The 18183-nt window shown below is 69.5% G+C and carries 11 protein-coding genes; 7 read left to right on the top strand and 4 right to left on the bottom strand.

All coding sequences use genetic code 11. The features are described from left to right. Positions 1-172 precede the first annotated feature (172 nt). A complete protein-coding gene (locus ASG74_RS02160) occupies positions 173-7144 on the top strand; it encodes an OmpL47-type beta-barrel domain-containing protein (RefSeq protein WP_056138496.1) in 6972 nt (2323 codons plus the stop codon). A gap of 144 nt (positions 7145-7288) precedes the next feature. Here ASG74_RS02160 and ASG74_RS02155 read toward each other — a convergent pair whose 3' ends face one another. Next, entirely contained in the window at positions 7289-8410 is a 1122-nt protein-coding gene (locus ASG74_RS02155; protein ID WP_056138494.1) for a GNAT family N-acetyltransferase, read from the bottom strand. Positions 8411-8548: 138 nt separating this feature from the next. On the opposite strand from ASG74_RS02155, the gene secA reads away from it, so the two are divergent. Then, positions 8549-11446 (top strand): preprotein translocase subunit SecA, encoded by a 2898-nt coding sequence (gene secA, locus ASG74_RS02150; protein ID WP_056138493.1) that lies wholly within the window; start codon positions 8549-8551, stop codon positions 11444-11446. Positions 11447-11539: 93 nt separating this feature from the next. Here the strand turns inward: secA and ASG74_RS02145 are convergent, their stop codons facing one another. Then, positions 11540-12082 (bottom strand): Rv3235 family protein, encoded by a 543-nt coding sequence (locus tag ASG74_RS02145; RefSeq protein WP_056138491.1) that lies wholly within the window; start codon positions 12080-12082, stop codon positions 11540-11542. Beyond that, positions 12079-12951: a LysM peptidoglycan-binding domain-containing protein gene (locus tag ASG74_RS17370; RefSeq protein WP_200942501.1), complete on the bottom strand. Its 873-nt coding sequence runs from the start codon at positions 12949-12951 to the stop codon at positions 12079-12081. The genes ASG74_RS02145 and ASG74_RS17370 overlap by 4 nt, the downstream gene beginning before the upstream one ends. Positions 12952-13024: 73 nt before the next feature. Between ASG74_RS17370 and ASG74_RS02135 the strand changes: the two genes are divergently transcribed. Beyond that, on the top strand, positions 13025-13567 hold the full coding sequence (locus ASG74_RS02135; protein ID WP_056138487.1) for a hypothetical protein: 543 nt from the start codon (positions 13025-13027) through the stop codon (positions 13565-13567). 36 nt (positions 13568-13603) lie between these two features. Here the strand turns inward: ASG74_RS02135 and ASG74_RS02130 are convergent, their stop codons facing one another. Then, a complete protein-coding gene (locus tag ASG74_RS02130) occupies positions 13604-13816 on the bottom strand; it encodes a helix-turn-helix domain-containing protein (protein ID WP_056138484.1) in 213 nt (70 codons plus the stop codon). Between the two features lie 220 nt (positions 13817-14036). Between ASG74_RS02130 and ASG74_RS02125 the strand changes: the two genes are divergently transcribed. The 4 genes from ASG74_RS02125 to ASG74_RS02110 are packed head-to-tail and all read left to right on the top strand — an operon-like array spanning position 14037 to position 18067. Continuing rightward, complete coding sequence (locus ASG74_RS02125) at positions 14037-14714, top strand: hypothetical protein (protein ID WP_156465246.1); 678 nt, start codon at positions 14037-14039, stop codon at positions 14712-14714. After that, positions 14711-16156 (top strand): AAA family ATPase, encoded by a 1446-nt coding sequence (locus ASG74_RS02120; RefSeq protein ID WP_056138480.1) that lies wholly within the window; start codon positions 14711-14713, stop codon positions 16154-16156. Before ASG74_RS02125 ends, ASG74_RS02120 begins: the two co-directional genes overlap by 4 nt. Positions 16157-16208: 52 nt before the next feature. Then, complete coding sequence (locus tag ASG74_RS02115; protein WP_056138478.1) at positions 16209-17648, top strand: WS/DGAT/MGAT family O-acyltransferase; 1440 nt, start codon at positions 16209-16211, stop codon at positions 17646-17648. Positions 17649-17650: 2 nt separating this feature from the next. Then, on the top strand, positions 17651-18067 hold the full coding sequence (locus tag ASG74_RS02110) for a DUF6912 family protein (protein WP_056138477.1): 417 nt from the start codon (positions 17651-17653) through the stop codon (positions 18065-18067). Positions 18068-18183: the final 116 nt, after the last annotated feature.

Below are 18183 nucleotides of genomic sequence, written 5' to 3'. Positions count from 1 at the left end.
GGGTGATCGCCGCACCACCCGTCCTGACCAGCTTCTCCTGGCCCGATAGCACTGAATCTTGAAATGGGTGCCTTCTCGGGACGGCAGTTTCCGGATTTCGGGTACGCGCGCTGGCTTGAGCCGGTTCTCTTGCTGCAGATCGCCAACGATGACCTGCCAGGAGAACGAAATCATGCCGTCAACGCTGCCTGCCAACGCCCGTCACTCAGTCCCGCAGAGGCGGCGTCTCGCTGCTGCGTTCACCTCGTCCGCCATGGTCGTCGCCGGCCTCGCGGCGGTGGCCCCAGCGGCGCACGCAGCGTCTGTCACCGACGCGGCGTTCTCCGGCGGGGCCGGTGTCTTCGTCGCCGGGGACGGCAGGGTGTTTGCACGGCAGGGCGCGGCCCTGACGCTGACGGTGAAGGCCGATGCAGCGACGAACTGCGTCACCGTCAACGCACGACAGACAAACGGGTCCCTCGCGTCCGTTGACGCCGTGCGATCGGGAACCGACTTCGTGTTCTCCTCCGGGCTCGACCTCTTCGAGGCAGGGAGCGGGAATGGGCTCGTACAGGTCATGAGCGTCGTGGGTTATAAGCAGACCAACGGCAAGAAATGTGTAGCTAACCAAGGGGAGACATTCGCGTCGAGCCCGGGATACGTGCTCGACAACGTCGCGCCCTCCGCGACAGGCAAGGTCTCGCCAGCACCCAACGGTGCCGGGTGGAACCGCGCCGACGCCGCCATCACGTGGACCGGCACGGATGCTGATGGGTCCGGCGTGAAGACGCTGGCTCCCGAAACGGACACCGTGACCGCCGACGGCACTGTCACGAAGACCACGACGGTCACCGACAACGTCGGCAACACAGCCACCAGTGCCCCCGTCACAGTCAAGGTCGACAAGACCGCGCCCACCATCACCGGTTCACGCACGCCCGCGGCGAACGCGAACGGCTGGAACAACACCGACGTCGCGGTGTCGTTCGCTCCAAGCGACGCGACGTCCGGCGTGAAGTCTTCTTCCGCTCCCACCACTCTGAGCACCAGTGCGGCCAATCAGTCGGTCACCGGTACGGTCACCGACAACGCCGACAACACGGCCAGCACCACTGTCAGCGGCATCAGCATCGACAAGGTCGCTCCGACCCTCTCCGGCAAGCCGACCACCGACGCGAACGCCGCGGGTTGGTACAACGAGGACGTCGCCGTCGCGTGGACCGCGGCAGACGCACTCTCGGGCACGACGAACCCTGCGAACAGCATGATTACCGGTGAGGGCACCGCGCTGACAGCGAGCGCCACCGCGACGGACAAGGCCGGCAACGCCACCAACGCGCAGTCCGCGGCGGTCAAGATCGACCGCACCGCCCCGAACACGACCGTCACCGCTCCGCCGGCTTGGAACAAGAGCGACGTCACGCTGACCCTCGTGCCCAACGACGGGCTGTCCGGCATCGACAAGACCTACTACCAGCTCGACGGCGGCACGCAGACCGCAGGCACCAGCGTGCCGGTGACCGCCGAGGGCAACCACACCCTGAAGTTCTGGAGCACCGACGTCGCCGGCAACACCGAGACGGCGCACACGGTCTCCTTCGGCATCGACAAGACAACCCCCACCATCGGCCACACCCAGAGCCCGGTCGCCAACGCCGACGGTTGGAACAACGAGAACGTCACGGTGACCTTCGACTGTTCGGACGCGCTGTCGGGCGTCGCGAGCTGCACCGACCCCCAGACGGTCACGACCGAGGGCAAGGCCCAGGCCGTCACCGGCACTGTCAGGGACAACGCGGGCAACACGGCGACCGACCCGGCAGCGGTCAGCATCGACAAGACGAAGCCTGTGATCAGCGTCGACCCGCTGCCCGCGCCCACAGGCGCCAACGGTTGGTACAAGGACGACGTCACTGCGACCTTTACGGCCACGGATGCAGTGTCGGGCGTCAAGAGCCAGGACAAGGCGCACACCTTCGGCGAGGGTGCCGACCAGACTCGTACGGCCACCGCCACGGACGTCGCCGGCAACACCGGCTCCGTCACGACGGCGAAGGTCAGCGTGGACAAGACCGCCCCGACCATCAGCGGCAAGATCGTGAGCACTCCGAACGCCAACGACTGGTTCACGGGGGACGTCAAGGTCGAGTGGACCTGTGGCGACAACCTCTCTGGCGTTGTCGCCTGCCCGGCTGACTCCGTGGTGACTGGGGAGGGAGGCAACCTCTCCGCCTCCGCCAGCGTCACCGACAAGGCCGGTCACACCGCGACGGCCACCGTCGACGGCATCAAGATCGACCACACCGCCCCGGCCACGACCGCCACCAACGTCCCCGGCGGCTGGGTCAAGGCGCCCGTGACCGTGGGTCTTCGCGGCACGGACAACCTCTCCGAGGTGGACAGCACCTACTACGCCATCGACGGAGCAACCACGCCCACGAAGGGCGATACCGTCACGATCGGGGGCGAGGGCCCGCACACCGTCGAGTACTGGTCGGTCGACGGGGCCGGCAACACCGAGAAGGCCCAGACGTTCTCGGTCCGGATCGACCTGTCATCGCCGAGCATCACCCCGAGCCAGACCCCGGCCCAGAACGTCAAGGGGTGGAACAACACCGACGTCTCGGTGAACTTCTCCTGCGAGGACCAGACGGCCCTCTCCGGCCTGAAGGACTGCAGCAACCCTGTGACCGTCACGGTGGAGGGTGAGGCACAAAAGGTCACCGGCACGGCGACGGACAACGCCGGCAACAGCGTCACCGGCACCGCCACGGTCAACATTGACAAGACTGCGCCGACCATCACCGGAGCCCCGGACCGCAAGGCGAACGAGGCCGGCTGGTACAAGGACGACGTCACTGTCACCTTCTCCGGCAAGGACGACCGCTCCGGCATCGACACCGTGACCGGCCCCCAGCGGCTGGTTGAGGGCGCCAGCCAGGCGGTCGACGGTACAGCGGTCGACAACGCCGGCAACGCCGCGTCCACGTCGGTCACCGGCATCAACATCGACAAGACCGCGCCCAACCTCAGCGCCGCCCCGACCACCGGCCCGAACGAGAACGGGTGGTACAACACGAACGTCACGCAGACCTGGTCCGCGGACGACGCTCTCTCCCGCCTCGCCGGCGACAAGCCTGCCGACTCGGTTCTGTCGACGGAGGGCGAGGGCCAGACCGCCGCGGCGTCAGTGACCGACAAGGCCGGCAACATCACCAGCGCCACCAGCGCGCCCGTGAAGATCGACAAGACCGCGCCGAGCACCGACGTCTCCGCCCCGAGCGGCTGGGTCAACAACGGCGTCGACGTCACGCTGACGCCGCACGACGCCCTCTCGGGCGTCAGCTCGACCCACTACCGCGTGGACGGCGCCGCGACGTGGACCATCGGCGACGACGCCACGAGCACCACCGTCGCGCTCACCTCCGATGGCACCCACACCATCGAGTACTTCTCAGGCGACCTGGCCGGCAACGCCGAGGTAGCCAGGACCGTCACGGTCCAGATCGACCAGAGCAACCCGACCATCACGCACAAGCTCGACCCCGTGGCGAACGGCAACGGCTGGAACAACGCCGACGTCACCGTCACCTTCACCTGTGCCGACCCGGGCGACCTGTCCGGCATTGCCAGCTGCACCGCCCCCCAGACGGTCACGGACGAGGGCAAGGACCAAGCGGTCACCGGCACCGCCACGGACAAGGCCGGGAACAGCGCCGAGGACCCCGCCACGGTGAGCCTGGACAAGACCAAGCCCACCATCGCAGGCAGCCGGAAGCCGGCAGCCAACGACTTCGGCTGGAACAACACCGACGTCACCGTCTCCTTCGACGGCAAGGACGCGCTGTCCGGCATCGACAGCGTCACCGCCGACAAGACCTTCGGCGAGGGCACGAACCAGTCGCTCGAGGGCACCGTGGTGGACGCGGCCGGCAACTCGGCCAGCACCACGGTTGGCGGCATCAACGTCGACCAGACGGCGCCCACGCTGAGCGGCAAGCCGACGGCTGCTGCCAACGACAACGGCTGGTACAAGGGCGACGTCACCATCGACTGGAGGGCCGCGGACGACCGCTCCGGCGTGGCCTCCGCTCCTGCCAACAGCAAGATCACCGGCGAGGGCGGCGGCCTCAAGGACACCGCCACGGTGACCGACAAGGCCGGCAACAGCACCACCGCCGACAGCGCCACGGTCAACATCGACCGGACGGCTCCCACCACCGGTGCCAATGCGCCGGCCGGATGGAACAACAGCGCGGTGACGGTCAGCCTGGCCGCCAAGGACGGGCTGTCGGGTGTCGACGCGACGTACTACGCAGTCGACGGTGGCGACGCCGTCAAGGGTGCGCTGCTCACGATCGACACCGAGGGTCAGCACGCCCTGACGTACTGGAGCGTGGACAAGGCCGGCAACACCGAGGCCGCTCAGACCGTTACGGTCAAGATCGACCTCACCAAGCCGACCATCACCCACACCGTCACCCCGGCCCCGAACGAGGCGGGCTGGAACAACAGCCCGGTTACCGTTGCCTACCACTGCGACGACAAGCTCTCGGGTTTGGCGACGTGCTCGCCCGTCACCAAGGTCAGCACGGACGGACAGGACCAGGCCGTCCCCGGTATCGCCGTCGACAACGCGGGCAACAGCCAGACCGACAACGCCAAGGTCAGCATCGACACGGTCAAGCCGACCATCACCGCTGCGCCTGACCGTGCCCCCAACAGCCACGGCTGGTATGCCGGTGACGTCACCGTCAGCTACAGCTGCACCGACGCCCTCTCCGGCATGGCCACCTGCTCGTCCCCGGACAAGCTCGGCGAGGGCCGCGCACAGTCTGCCAAGGGCACAGCTACCGACGCTGCGGGCAACACCGACTCCGCCACTGTCAGCCCCATCAACGTCGACAAAACGGCGCCGACCCTGAGCGGTGCCGCCACGACCGACGCCAACAGTGCCGGTTGGTACAAGGACGATGTCACGATCAAGTGGACCGCTGGTGACGAGGTGTCCGGACTCGACGGCGCGGCTCCGGCCGACAGCACCATCAGCAGCGAGGGCACCGGTCTCACCGCCGGCACCTCGGTCCGCGACCTGGCGGGCAACGAGACCTCGGCCGCCAGCGCACCGGTCAACATCGACCGTACGGCTCCAAGCACGAAGGTCTCCGATGTCTCCGACTGGAGCAACGGCGCCGTCACGGTCAAGCTGACCGCCGGTGACAACCGGTCGGGAGTCGCTGCCACGCACTACCAGCTGGACGAAGATCCGGCCGAGGTGGGCACCAGCGTCACGATCGAGACCGAGGGCACGCACGCGCTGCAGGTGTGGAGCGTCGACGTGGCAGGAAACGTCGAGGCCCAGAAGAACGTCACGGTGAAGATCGACAAGACGGCCCCCGGCATCAGCCACACACAGGCACCGACCGCCAACGAGCGGAGCTGGAACAACAGCGACGTGACGGTGACCTTCACCTGCACCGATAGCGGCTCGGGGATCGCCTCCTGCACCTCTCCCGTCACCAAGGGTGAGGGCGCGGCGCAGAAGGTCGAGGGCAAGGCCACCGACAAGGCTGGCAACTCGGCGACGGACGAGACGACGGTCAACGTCGACAAGACGAAGCCCACGGTGTCCGGCAGCCTGTCAGCGGGAAGCAACGCCAACGGCTGGTTCAACGCCGACGTCAAGGCGACGTTCACCTGCGCGGACCAGGACGGGCTCTCCGGGGTCCTCTCCTGCCCGGCAGCAAAGACCTTCGGCGAAGGCGCCGCCCAGAGCGCCGAAGGCACCGCCACCGACGCCGCGGACAACGAGAGCAACACCTTCTCCATCACCGACGTCAACGTGGACAAGACCGCGCCGACCCTCACCGGTGCCGCCACCACGGCACCCAACGACGAGGGCTGGTACAAGGGCGACGTCACCGTGAAGTGGACTGCCGCCGACACGTTGTCGGGCATCGCCGACGGTGACAAGCCGGCCGACAGCACCATCAGCGGTGAGGGCCAGGCACTGTCCGCTGGGACCTCGGTCAGCGACCGCGCTGGGAACATCAAGGGCGCCACCGTCGGCGGCATCAAGATCGACCGCCACGCCCCGAGTACGACCGCCTCCGCACCCAGCGGCTGGCAGAGCAGCGACGTCACCGTGAAGCTCAGCGCGACCGACAACCTCTCGGGCGTGGCGGGGACGTACTACACGGTCGACGGCGGGGCGCAGCAGGCCGGCACGACGGTCAGCATCACGACCGAGGGCACGCACACGGTCGCCTACTGGAGCGTCGACAACGCCGGGAACACCGAGACCGCCGGCACAGCCACCGTCCTGGTGGACAAGACCGCGCCGACGATCACCGGCAAGGCCACCACCAGCCCGAACGTCGCCGGTTGGTACAGCGCCCCTGTCACAGTCCACTTCGACTGCCAGGATGCCGTCAGCGGGATCGATTCCTGCCAGCCCGACGCGACGCTCCCCGCTCAGGGTGAGAACAGCGCCACGGGCACGGCGGTCGACAATGCCGGCAACAAGGGCACGACCACCATCGGCGGCATCAACGTTGACACGGTCGCACCGTCGGTCACCATCGGCGGCGTCAAGGACGGTGCGCAGTACACGGTCGGAGCCGTTCCCATCGCCACCGCGTCGGCCACTGACGCCACCAGCGGCCTCGCCGGCCCGGCCACGGGAACCCGGACGGGTGGCACGTCGAACGGTGTCGGCGCCTTCACCTACACCGCGACGGCGACCGACAAGGCCGGCAACGTGGGCACCGCCAAGGTGGCCTACACGGTGGTCTACGGGTTCGGGACCACGCTGTTCCTGCAGCCGGTCAACGACACCGCCCACCAGACGGGTGTTGCCACCAGCGTCTTCAACGCCGGTCAGACCATCCCGATGAAGTTCGAGCTGCGCAACGGGGCGGGCCAGGTCATCACGGCCGCCACTGCACCCAAGTGGCTCGCCCCAGTCAAGGGCAGCACCACCAACGCGGCGGTCAATGAGTCGGTCTACACCGACACCCCGACCGTTGGCGGCACCTACGCCTTGAACGGGACGCAGTACCAGTACAACTGGAAGACGGACAAGGCGATGGCCGGCAGCTACTGGCGGGTCGGTGTGACCCTGGACGACGGCCAGACGTACTACGTCAACATCGCCCTGCGCTGACGACCGGCAGTGACGAAACGGCCCCGCACCATGTGGTGCGGGGCCGTTTGTCTGCCATCGCCTCCGACGGTGACATCGACTTATTGCGCGTTCGGCCAGTGAGGAGCGCAGCGACGATGTGGCCGAACGCGCAATAAGTCGTGCCTAGCGCAGGAGCTCCCAGTGGTCGGCCGGGCCGACGGAGCCGTCGGGGGCGGTCGCCGCCTCCTCGTGGCCCCACCGGGTGAAGCCGACCGCCTTGAGGATGGCGTTGCTCGCGGTGTTGTCGGCGGCGGTCTCCGCGACGAGGCGACGCAGCCCGAGCCCGCCCTTCTCCTTGGGTGCGAACGCGTGGGCCACCGCGAGCCGAGCCCCCGTACGGGCGGCGCCCCGACCTCGCGCGCTGGGGTGCAGGAAGTAGCCGAGCTCGGCCGTGTCCCCGTCGGCAAGGGCGCCACCGTCGACGAAGACGAGCATGTCACCGAGCGCCCGGTCGGTCTCGGCGTCGGCGATGCACCAGCAGACGCTGGTCCCGCGAGCCATGAAGAGGCGCCGGCGAATGAGCCAGTCGGCCCACGTCTCAGGGGTGGGGATGGCCCGTGACGGCAGGAAGTGCTCGGGATGGTCTGGCGCCTCCACCGACTCGACGTCGCTGTCGCGCCACGGACGAAGGCGAATGCCGTCCGCCTCGAGGACCGGGGGAGTGACCCACTCCGTCCGCGGTTGCATCGGGTCATCACGGCCGAGGCTGCCGAACCACGCGTCCACGAGTCCACCGTCGCCGTGCACGACGTGCTGGGGGAGAGTCGCGAGAAACTCGAACCCGGCTGCCCGTGCCGGACCCCACGAGGCGAAGTTGCCGCTCTCGGCATACCAGTCGACACGCTGACCGCCGGCGTCGAACCAGTACTGGCAGACGAGCTTGAGGGCGCGAGCCATGAGGCCACGGCCACGAGCCCCCGGGTGAAGGCCATAGCCGATCTCGGCCCGACCCGCCTCCCTCGGTCGCAGGTCGATGGTGCCCTGGAAGGCGCCGTCGGCGTCGTCACCTGCACCCGTGGCGTCCTCGATGGCCCACAGCTGGTCACCGCCGGTGTCCCAGCCCTGGGCGATCTCGCCGACCCACTCGTGGGCCATCTCGAGCGTGTAGCTGCGCGGGACCGTGGTCCAGCGCAGGCTCTCGGGGTCGGTGCACTGCTCGACGATGCGCTCGGCATCGGCCTCCCGGTGCGCTCGAAGACGCACGACACCGTCGGTGAGGATGGGCACGGAGTCTGGGAACGGCATACCGGAATGTCATCACGGAAGCGCGCTGGGACGGAACCTATTAAACGGGCCTGGTCGTTGGACTCCGTGGCTCGACTACCCTTGGCAGGTCTCGTCGAAGGTGTCGAGGACTTGCCCGTTCAACGAGGAGTACTACCCGTGGTGAAGATCGTCGAGAAGCTGCTGCGCGCCGGTGAAGGCCGCATCATCAAGAAGCTCGAGAACGTCGCCGAGCAGATCAACGCGATCGAGGACGACTTCGTCGCGATGAGCGACGACGAGCTGCGCGGCATGACCGACGAGTTCCGCACCCGCCTGGCCGACGGCGAGACCCTCGACGACCTCCTGCCCGAGGCCTTCGCGGCCGTGCGCGAGGCCGGCAAGCGCACCCTCGGCAAGCGGCACTTCGACGTGCAGCTCATGGGTGGGGCGGCCCTGCACATGGGCAACGTCGCCGAGATGAAGACCGGTGAGGGCAAGACCCTCGTCGCCACCCTGCCCTCCTACCTCAACGCCATCGAGGGCAAGGGCGTGCACGTCATCACGGTCAACGACTACCTGGCGGAGTACCAGGCCGAGCTGATGGGGCGCGTCCACCGCGCCCTCGGCCTCGAGACCGGCGTCATCCTCGCCAGCATGACGCCCGACGAGCGTCGCGAGCAGTACGCCAAGGACATCACCTACGGCACCAACAACGAGTTCGGTTTCGACTACCTGCGCGACAACATGGCGTGGTCCACCGACGAGCTCGTGCAGCGCGGCCACAACTTCGCCATCGTCGACGAGGTCGACTCGATCCTCATCGACGAGGCCCGCACGCCGCTCATCATCTCGGGACCGGCCGACCAGCCGACCAAGTGGTACACCGAGTTCGCCAAGGCGGTGCAGCACCTCGAGCGTGGTGAGGGTGCCGACCAGATGCGTGGCATCCCGAGCCGCGGCGACTACGAGGTCGACGAGAAGAAGAAGACCGTCGGAGTCCTCGAGCCAGGCATCGAGAAGATCGAGGACTACCTCGGCATCGAGAACCTCTACGAGTCCTCCAACACGCCGCTCATCGGCTACCTCAACAACGCGATCAAGGCCAAGGAGCTCTTCACCCGCGACAAGGACTACGTCGTCATGGACGGCGAGGTCCTCATCGTCGACGAGCACACCGGCCGCATCCTCAAGGGCCGCCGCTACAACGAGGGCATGCACCAGGCGATCGAGGCCAAGGAGGGGGTGACGATCCAGAACGAGAACCAGACGCTCGCGACGATCACCCTCCAGAACTACTTCCGCATGTACGACAAGCTCTCGGGCATGACGGGTACGGCCATGACCGAGGCCTCCGAGCTCAACTCGATCTACAAGCTCGGCGTCGTCCCGATCCGCACCAACCGCCCGATGGTCCGCAAGGACCAGGCCGACCTCGTCTACCGCACCGAGGAGGCGAAGTTCTCCGCGGTCATCGACGACATCGCCGAGCGCCACGAGAACGGCCAGCCGATCCTCGTCGGCACCGTGAGCGTCGAGAAGTCCGAGCTGCTCTCGGACCTGCTGCGCCGACGCGGCATCAAGCACGCCGTCCTCAACGCCAAGCACCACGAGCGTGAGGCCGCGATCGTCGCCGACGCCGGTCTCAAGGGCGCTGTCACCGTTGCCACCAACATGGCCGGACGAGGGACGGACATCATGCTCGGCGGCAACCCCGAGTTCATGGCCGTCGCCGCCCTCAAGGACCGCGGCCTGGACCCGGTGGAGACGCCCGAGGAGTACGAAGCGGCCTGGGACGCAGCCCTCGAGGCCGCCGAGGCCAAGGTCAAGGCCGAGCACGAGGAGGTCGCCGAGAGCGGTGGCCTCTATGTCCTGGGTACCGAGCGCCACGAGTCGCGACGCATCGACAACCAGCTGCGTGGTCGTTCCGGTCGACAGGGAGACCCGGGCGAGTCCCGCTTCTACCTCTCGCTCGAGGACCACCTCATGCGACTGTTCAACTCCGGCATGGTCGAGCGGGTCATGAGCACCTCCGGCATGGCCGACGACACGCCCATCGAGTCCAAGATGGTCTCGCGCTCGATCGCGTCGGCACAGAGCCAGGTCGAGGCGCAGAACTTCGAGATCCGCAAGAACGTCCTCAAGTACGACGACGTCCTCAACCGCCAGCGCACCGTCATCTACGAGGAGCGCCGCCGCGTCCTCGAGGGTGAGGACCTGCACGAGCAGATGCGCTTCTTCGTCAACGACGTCATCGGCGGCTACGTCGACGCCGAGACCTCCGAAGGCTTTGCGGAGGACTGGGACCTCGACCGGCTGTGGACCGCCCTCAAGGCGCTCTACCCCATCTCGCTCACCCAGGAGCAGGTCGTCGACGCCGCCGGTGGCCTCTCCGGCCTGCGCAACGAGTCCCTCAAGGAGGAGCTCCTCACCGACGCCCACCACGCCTACGACCTCCGCGAGGAGGCCCTCGGCGCCGAGGTCATGCGTGAGGTCGAGCGTCGCGTGATGCTCTCGGTCCTGGACCGCAAGTGGCGCGAGCACCTCTACGAGATGGACTACCTGCAGGAGGGCATCGGCCTGCGCGCCATGGCCCAGCGCGACCCGCTCGTGGAGTACCAGCGCGAGGGCTTCCAGCTCTGGGAGGCCATGAACGAGTCGGTCAAGGAGGAGGCCGTCGGCCTCATCTTCCACGTCGACGTCCAGGTCGACCAGCCGACCCCCGAGGTCGCCGCCGCGCCGCAGCACGTCTCCGACATGTTCGGTGGGCTCGCGGGTGCGGGTGCGGGGGCGGCTGCGGGTTCGGACGGCACGCAGGAGCCGGAGCTCGAGAGCCCGCGCGTCGAGGTGGCCGGTGTGGGCGTGGAGCGTCCGCGCCAGCCCGCGCAGCTGCACTACACCGCGCCGTCGGAGTCGGGTGAGGTCGAGGAGCGCGACGTGGCCTCACGCAACGGCAGCAGCGCCAGTGGCGGCCGAGGCGGGCTGAGCCCCGAGCAGCTGGCGCACACCCCGAAGAACGCGGCGTGCCCCTGTGGCTCGGGCAAGAAGTTCAAGATGTGCCACGGCGCCAAGGTCTGACGCCGCCACTCAGCCAGACCCACGCAGTCGAGAGTAGACAAAGTCCCGCCACCAGCGACTGGAGGCGGGACTTTGTCTACTCTCGACGGATGTTCAGCCGATCTGGAGCGACTCCACGCGCCACCGCCCGTCCTGGCCGGCGAGCCGTAGCGCCATTGCCCGCACCCGGGCACCGTCACTGACGACCACGCTGCACTCGGCGACCCCGTCCGCAGGCTCGCACACGTGCACCGAGCGCACCAGGGCCCGATGCGCCAGCGAGCGGGAGCCCGCTGCGCGGCGCCGCGCTGCGAGGGCTCCGCGACGGGCGATCACGGCATACACCTGTGGGGTCGTCCAGCGGACGACCTGAGGGGCGGGCCGCAGGCCGGACATCACCTCGATGATGGCCTGCGCGATCTGGCCGGCCCACGGGCCCGGCTCGGGGAGGTCGGCACGTGACGTGCTCTGCGGACCAAAGATCTGCTCGTCGCTCGCCGAGGCGAGGTCGACGGCCAAGGCATCCTGCACGTATGCCGGGTGGCCGAGCTCGTCGTTCGAGCGCCGCATCGCTTCGGCCAGAGGGATGGCCGGCGGACGCGGGGCTGCCGGCGGGTGCACCTTGACGGAGTGCAGGTGGGAGGTCGGGCGGGTCATTGCGTCACGCTCCCTGTCTCGTGGGCGTCCGGGACGCTCAGGACCTGGCCGGGGAGGATGAGGTCGGGGTCCTCACCGATGACGTCACGGTTGAGCTCGTACCACTGCGGCCACGCGCGGGCGATCTCGGCGTCCGAGGCCTGCGGTCCGAGGTGGCGGGCGGCGATCGACCAGAGCGAGTCACCGCGGTGGACGACGACCTCACTTGAGGGAGCTGCTGCGGCGACGCGTCCGCCGAGGAGTCCGGCGTCGGGCTGCGGGCGCACGCGCGGGGCGGCCGGGGTGAACCCGGGCGCGGGCGGGGCTGGGTCGGCCGGACGGAAACCGGGAGAGGGCGCGTCGAGACCGGACGTGCTGGGTGCGAAGCCGGGGTCCGCGACGCGAGTGTCGGCGACGCGGGGGTCGGCGCCGCCGCGAGACGCAGGTGAGGCGGCTGTGGCCGGGGCGGCGGACGCGACGCGCGGACCGGCGAGTGCCTGGGTCGGGCCGCCAGCGACGCCGACACCCACGCCGAGGACGAACGCCGCGACCCTGCGGGCGAGAGCCGGCGTCAGCCGCGCCGACCAGGTCCGCGCGATGGCCCCGACGCGACCCGGCACGCAGGAAAGCACCTCGAGGGCGGTCGCGAGGACGAGCCAGCCGGTGATGGCCAGCGCGAGGCTCGCCGCCCCGAGGACGAGCACCTCGTCGGCCGCGGCGGGTCCGGCAGCGTCGATGTCGGCCCGCGCGGAGGACCAGACGATCCCGAGGGCCCAAGGGAGCGCGCCGAGGAGCACCAGGGAGGGGGCGGTCACGGCAACCAGGCGCACGACAGCCGGCCAGCGGAAGGCTTGTGAGTGCCGTTTGATGCTGTTTGCTGTCGTTTGCATGTGGATGACGGTATTCGATGCTCTTTGTGGACGCAAGAGGAAGGCGGTCCGGGTGGCCTCTACGCTGCCGACCATGAGGTGGGACCAGCTCTTCGACGACCTCGAGGCACAGCTCGGTGCGCAGGAGCGACGCGAGCGCGACTCCGAGGTGGCCGACCGCACGCGACGCGAGCGGGCCGGTGTCGAGCTCGCCGCCCGCTTCGCGTCGGCGGTGGGTTCGGAGCTGAGGCTCCGTCTGCTCTCCGGAACCCAGGTGCAGGGTGAGCTGCTCGACCTGGGGGAGGACTGGCTGCTTCTCGAGCTCACCACTGGACGTGAAGCCGTCATCCCCATGCGGTCGGTGACCGGTGTCCTCGGTCTTCCCGCCCGAGCATCGTCCGCCCGCACCGCCCGCCGGTTCGCGCTGGGCTACGCGCTGCGCGGGCTCTCCCGTGACCGGGTCGCCGTGGCGGTGACCGACACGAGCGGCCAGGTCCTCACCGGCACGATCGACGTCGTCGGAGCGGACTCGCTCGACCTCGCCGAGCACGCGCTGGGGGAGAGCCGGCGCAGTGAGAACGTCCGGGGCCGACAGACCGTGCCCTTCTGGGCGGTCGTGCTCGTGGAGGCGCGCTGACCCCGGTCACGAACCGAAGCCGGTGCTGCGCGTGGGTCAGCTCTCGCCCTGGGTGCGCACGAAGTCGCGGGTCTGGGAGTACATGCGCTGGATGTAGTCCTCCAGCGCGGTGGTCTCCACGCGCCACTGCCCGCGTCCGCCGACCTTGATCGCCGGGAGGTCGCCGGACCGCACGAGGGCATAGGCCTGTGCCGAGGAGATGTCGAGGATCTCGGACACCTCGGTGAGCGGGATGAACCGCTTGGCCACGGGCTGGCTCCTGTCGTCGGGTGCGTCACCCAAGTCTGCCACGGCGCGCCGGCCAGCCCGTCGTGGTTGTCCCCAGCACCGGGTGGAGTGGGAGTCTGTCCACAGGGCCGCCGTCTGGCCGCGCGGAGCAGCACGTTCTGCGCCAGAATCGCTGCGGGGGATGTGCGCCGATCCCTCGACGATGTCCGGCCAGCACCTCGCACGACACGGAGCCCACCCGATGAGTGACCTGCACACCCCGACCGCCCAACGCCTGCGCAAGCCGTCGTGGCGCGACAGCCGACTGCTCATCGGGCTGCTGCTCGTCCTGGCCTCCACGGCCATCGGTGCCTACGTCCTGAGCCGTGCCGACGACCGGGTGCCGATGTATGCCGCGAAGTCCGGTCTCATGGCCGGCCAGCCCCTCACGGCCGACGACGTCGTGCGCGTCGACGTGCAGCTCGGCGACGCCGCCACGGACTACGTCAGTGCCCAGGATGCGATACCCGCCCAGCTCTTCGTCCTGCGCGAGGTGCGAGCCGGTGAGCTCATCCCACGCTCGGCCGTGGGACTCCAGGACGAGGCCACCTCCCAGCCCGTGACGCTCCAGGTGGACGCCACCTCTGCCTCCACGCTGCGGGAGGGCTCCGTCGTCGACGTCTATGTCAACCGGCCGGCCGCACCGGCCAAGGGGTCCATCGGAGCGACGAACTTTGCCGGGCCCGACCTGGCCCTCGAGGGCATCACCGTGGTGGGCCTGTCCACCGAGGACGGCGTCTTGGGCGGCGCTCGCGACACGCGTCCCGTGCAGGTGATGGTGCCCAAGGACAACGTCAAGGAGCTCGTCGGCGACGTCGACCTCGGCGCCAAGATCACCCTCGTGGCCGTGCCCGGCGCCGTGTCCCAGAAGGCGTCATGACGTCGAGCGTCATCACTGGCGTCTCGCACCACCACGAGCAGGAGCTCGTGACGGCCATCGACGCCGCTCCCGGCGTGAGCGTAGTTCGCCGGTGCGCCGATGTCCCCGAGCTGCTGTCGACCGGTGCCTCCGGCATCGCCGACGTGGCCATCGTGTCGGCCGACTTCCGCGGTCTCGACCGCGACGCCCTGCGCCACCTTGCCGGTCACGGTGTCCGCGTCGCGGCGTTCGTCTCCGCCGGCGATGACGCAGGGGAGGCGCGGGTGCGCCAGCTGGGGGTCAACACGCTCCTGCGACCGGGCATCGACCCCGACGAGCTGGGTCGCGTCATCGTCGAGCTGGCCGAGGGGACCGGCGCGGCGTCGGCCTCGTCGTCCGTCTCGGCCCGCACCCCAGCTGGTGCAGCCTTGCCGGGCGCCATCGGCACGTCCACGGTGAGCGACGCCGACATCGGGAGCTGGCTCGACGGCAAGCCCGCAGTCGGGCCTGCTTCGGCCTCAAATTCCGGTGCGACCGCCGGTGTGGCGCCGGGCTCCACTGGCGTCCATGGCGCAGGCGACGACGGATGGGACCTGCCGCAGCGCGCACGCGTCACCGCGATCTGGGGGCCGGCGGGAGCACCGGGGCGCACGACCATCGCCGTCACCCTGGCGGCCGACCTGGCCTCGCGCGGCGTCCGGACCCTGCTCGTGGACCTCGACACGTGGGGCGCCAGCGTGGCGCAGACCCTCGCGCTCATCGACGAGGCTCCCGGAGTCGCTGCCGCTGCCCGTGCCTCCGAGCAGGGCACGCTCGACCGAGCCTCCCTCTCCCGCGTGGCACCCGAGGTGAGCGACGGACTCCGGGTGCTGACCGGCATACCGAAGCCTGAGAGGTGGCCCGAGCTGCGAGCCGCTGCGGTCGAGGACGTCCTCGAGAAGTCGCGCGCACTCGTCGACCACGTCGTCATCGACTGCGGGTTCTCGATCGAGGACGACGAGGAGCTCAGCTATGACACCGCGGCACCGCGGCGCAACGCGACCACCCTCACCGCCCTCGAGAGCAGTGACAGCCTCGTCGTCGTGGGCGGCGCTGATCCCATCGGACTGCAGCGCCTCGTGCGCGCTGTCCAGGACGTCGCCGTGATCCCTTCGCCCGAGCCGCTCATCGTCGTCAACAAGGTGCGCGCGTCCGCAACTGGCGCCAGGCCCGAGAAAGCGATCGCCGACGTGCTCGGCCGCTTCGCGGGACTCGAGGACCCGGTCTTCGTCCCGTGGGCACCCGAGGAGTGCGACGCCGCTCTGCTCGCGGGTCGCAGCCTCGTCGAGTCGGCGCCGACAGCACCGGTGACCCGGGCCATGGCGCGGATCAGTGATCTCGTGCGTCCGGAGGCGGCCCGCGCCCCCGAGACGAGAGCCGGGCGGGCGCGGGCCCGGGCGAGGTTCGGACGGGGAGCACGTTGACCGAAGTCGAAGTTCGCGCCGGGTCGGTGACGCCATCTGCGAGCATGGGGCCGTGTCCGACCGCCTGAGCACCCTCGACAGCAGCTTCCTCGCCCTCGAGGAGCCGACCACGCCGATGCACGTCGGCTCCGTGATGGTGTTCGACGCGCCGACCGAGGGCTTCGACTACGACCGGCTCGTCGGCATCATCGAGCGCCGCATCGCCTACGTCCCGCGCTATCGCCAGCGCGTGCGCTCGATCCCCGGCCGTCTGGCCAACCCGGTGTGGATCGACGACGAGCGCTTCGACGTGACCTACCACGTGCGCCGGTCGGCGCTGCCCCGCCCGGGAGGCGACGAGCAGCTCGAGGAGCTCATCGCGCGCATCCAGCCGAGACCCCTGGACCGCAGTCGTCCGCTGTGGGAGGTCTATCTCGTCGAGGGCCTGGCCGACGACCGGTTCGCCATCATCACCAAGACCCACCAGGCGCTCGTCGACGGGGTGCACGCGGTCGACATCGCGCACCTCATCCTCGAGGACTCCGCCGTGCCGAGTGCCGAGAGCATCGACGACACGTGGCGCCCCCACCGGGAGCCCACCCAGACCGAGCTCGTCGTCAGCGCGCTCGCCGACACCGTGCGCACGCCGAGCCAGGTCGTCGAGACGCTCCAGTCGGGCATCACCGACGTCAAGGCCACCGCAGGTCGCATCGCCGGTGCGGCGGGCTCCGTGGTGTCGACCCTGGCGCGCGCCTCCGCCAGCCCGGCGCCGACCTCACCCCTCAACGCGCAGGTCGGGCGGGCCCGCCGCTTCGTCATGGTGGGCACCGACCTCGACGACTACAAGAAGATCCGCTCGCGCCTGACCAAGGGCAGCGTCGCCGACGACGTGTCGATCAACGACGTCATCCTTGCGACGGTGACCGGCGCGTTCCGGACGTGGCTGATGACCCGCGGCGAGAGCGTGCACGGCGGCACGACGGTGCGAGCCATGGTGCCGGTGAGCGTGCACGACGACGAGAGCGAGCTCCCGGCCGGACGCAACCTCACCGCGTGCTTCGTCGACCTGCCGGTGGGGGAGCCGGGTGCGTCGATGCGCCTGCACCAGATCGCCTTCGCCATGCGCCAGCAGATGGAGGCCGGGCGCGCCGTCGGCGCCGACACCCTGTCCGGGCTCGGCGGCTTCGCCCCGCCGACGATGCACACCCTCGCCGCCCGTCTGGGGGGCGCCGTGTCGCGCCGCCTCTACAACGTCGCCGTCACCAACGTCCCGGGCCCGCAGCATCCGCTGTACGTGGCGGGAGCCCGGATGGCCTCCACCTACCCGGTGATGCCGCTCGGCCAGGCCAAGGCGCTGTCCATCGGGCTGACCTCCTACGACGGTGGCGTCTACTACGGGCTCTACGCCGACCGCGACGCACTGCCCGACGTCGACGTCCTCGGCCAGTCGGTCATCGACGCGCTCCAGGAGCTGCTCGAAGCCCCTCGCTCACGCGCCCGCAGGAAGGACTGACCATGCCGATCGTTCGCGTCTACCTCCCGCTCGACCCCGCGACGCTGTCCACCCTGCGCAACAGCGGCGAGCTCGGTCCGGCCCCGGTCAACGGGCACGCGGCGCTCGCGTCCAGCCCGCGTCCCGGGATCGGCAACGACGACGAGGAACGCGAGTATGCCGCGTGGTCGGCTGCCGCTTCCGACGCCGCCGGCCGTGCCCCGGACGGAACCCGTCGCGTCGTCGCCTCGGCCGACGTCGATGCCGCCGTCGTCGAGCGTGCAGCAGCTGACGGCACCGCTGTGGAGCTGCACACCGTCGTGGCCCTGCCGCGGATCGCCTCGTTCCACATCGACGAGGAGCCGGGCGGTCAGGTGGCCGACCTGCTCTGGTACGACGTCACCGAGCTCGACGACGTCATCGCCCTCCTCGGCGAGTAAAGCATCGAGCCACGCCGGACCGACCGGCGGAGCCCGCCCCACTCGCAGCGTCTGCGAGGTGGCGGCTCGAGCGACCGAATCCGCAGACGCACACGGGTAGTGCGACGATGGACGCA

The sequence above is a fragment of the Knoellia sp. Soil729 genome (assembly GCF_001427985.1).
Classification (GTDB): domain Bacteria; phylum Actinomycetota; class Actinomycetes; order Actinomycetales; family Dermatophilaceae; genus Knoellia.
Note: the sequence above shows the minus strand (reverse complement) of the source record. Positions and strands in the feature narration are given on the sequence as shown.

Excerpts from the sequence above, each read along its gene's own strand:
- ASG74_RS02160 (WP_056138496.1), top strand. The coding sequence starts at position 173 with ATGCCGTCAACGCTGCCTGCCAACGCCCGTCACTCAGTCCCGCAGAGG.
- ASG74_RS02155 (WP_056138494.1), bottom strand. The coding sequence starts at position 8,410 with ATGCCGTTCCCAGACTCCGTGCCCATCCTCACCGACGGTGTCGTGCGT.
- ASG74_RS02145 (WP_056138491.1), bottom strand. The coding sequence starts at position 12,082 with ATGACCCGCCCGACCTCCCACCTGCACTCCGTCAAGGTGCACCCGCCG.
- ASG74_RS17370 (WP_200942501.1), bottom strand. The coding sequence starts at position 12,951 with ATGCAAACGACAGCAAACAGCATCAAACGGCACTCACAAGCCTTCCGC.
- ASG74_RS02135 (WP_056138487.1), top strand. The coding sequence starts at position 13,025 with ATGAGGTGGGACCAGCTCTTCGACGACCTCGAGGCACAGCTCGGTGCG.
- ASG74_RS02125 (WP_156465246.1), top strand. The coding sequence starts at position 14,037 with ATGAGTGACCTGCACACCCCGACCGCCCAACGCCTGCGCAAGCCGTCG.
- ASG74_RS02120 (WP_056138480.1), top strand. The coding sequence starts at position 14,711 with ATGACGTCGAGCGTCATCACTGGCGTCTCGCACCACCACGAGCAGGAG.
- ASG74_RS02110 (WP_056138477.1), top strand. The coding sequence starts at position 17,651 with ATGCCGATCGTTCGCGTCTACCTCCCGCTCGACCCCGCGACGCTGTCC.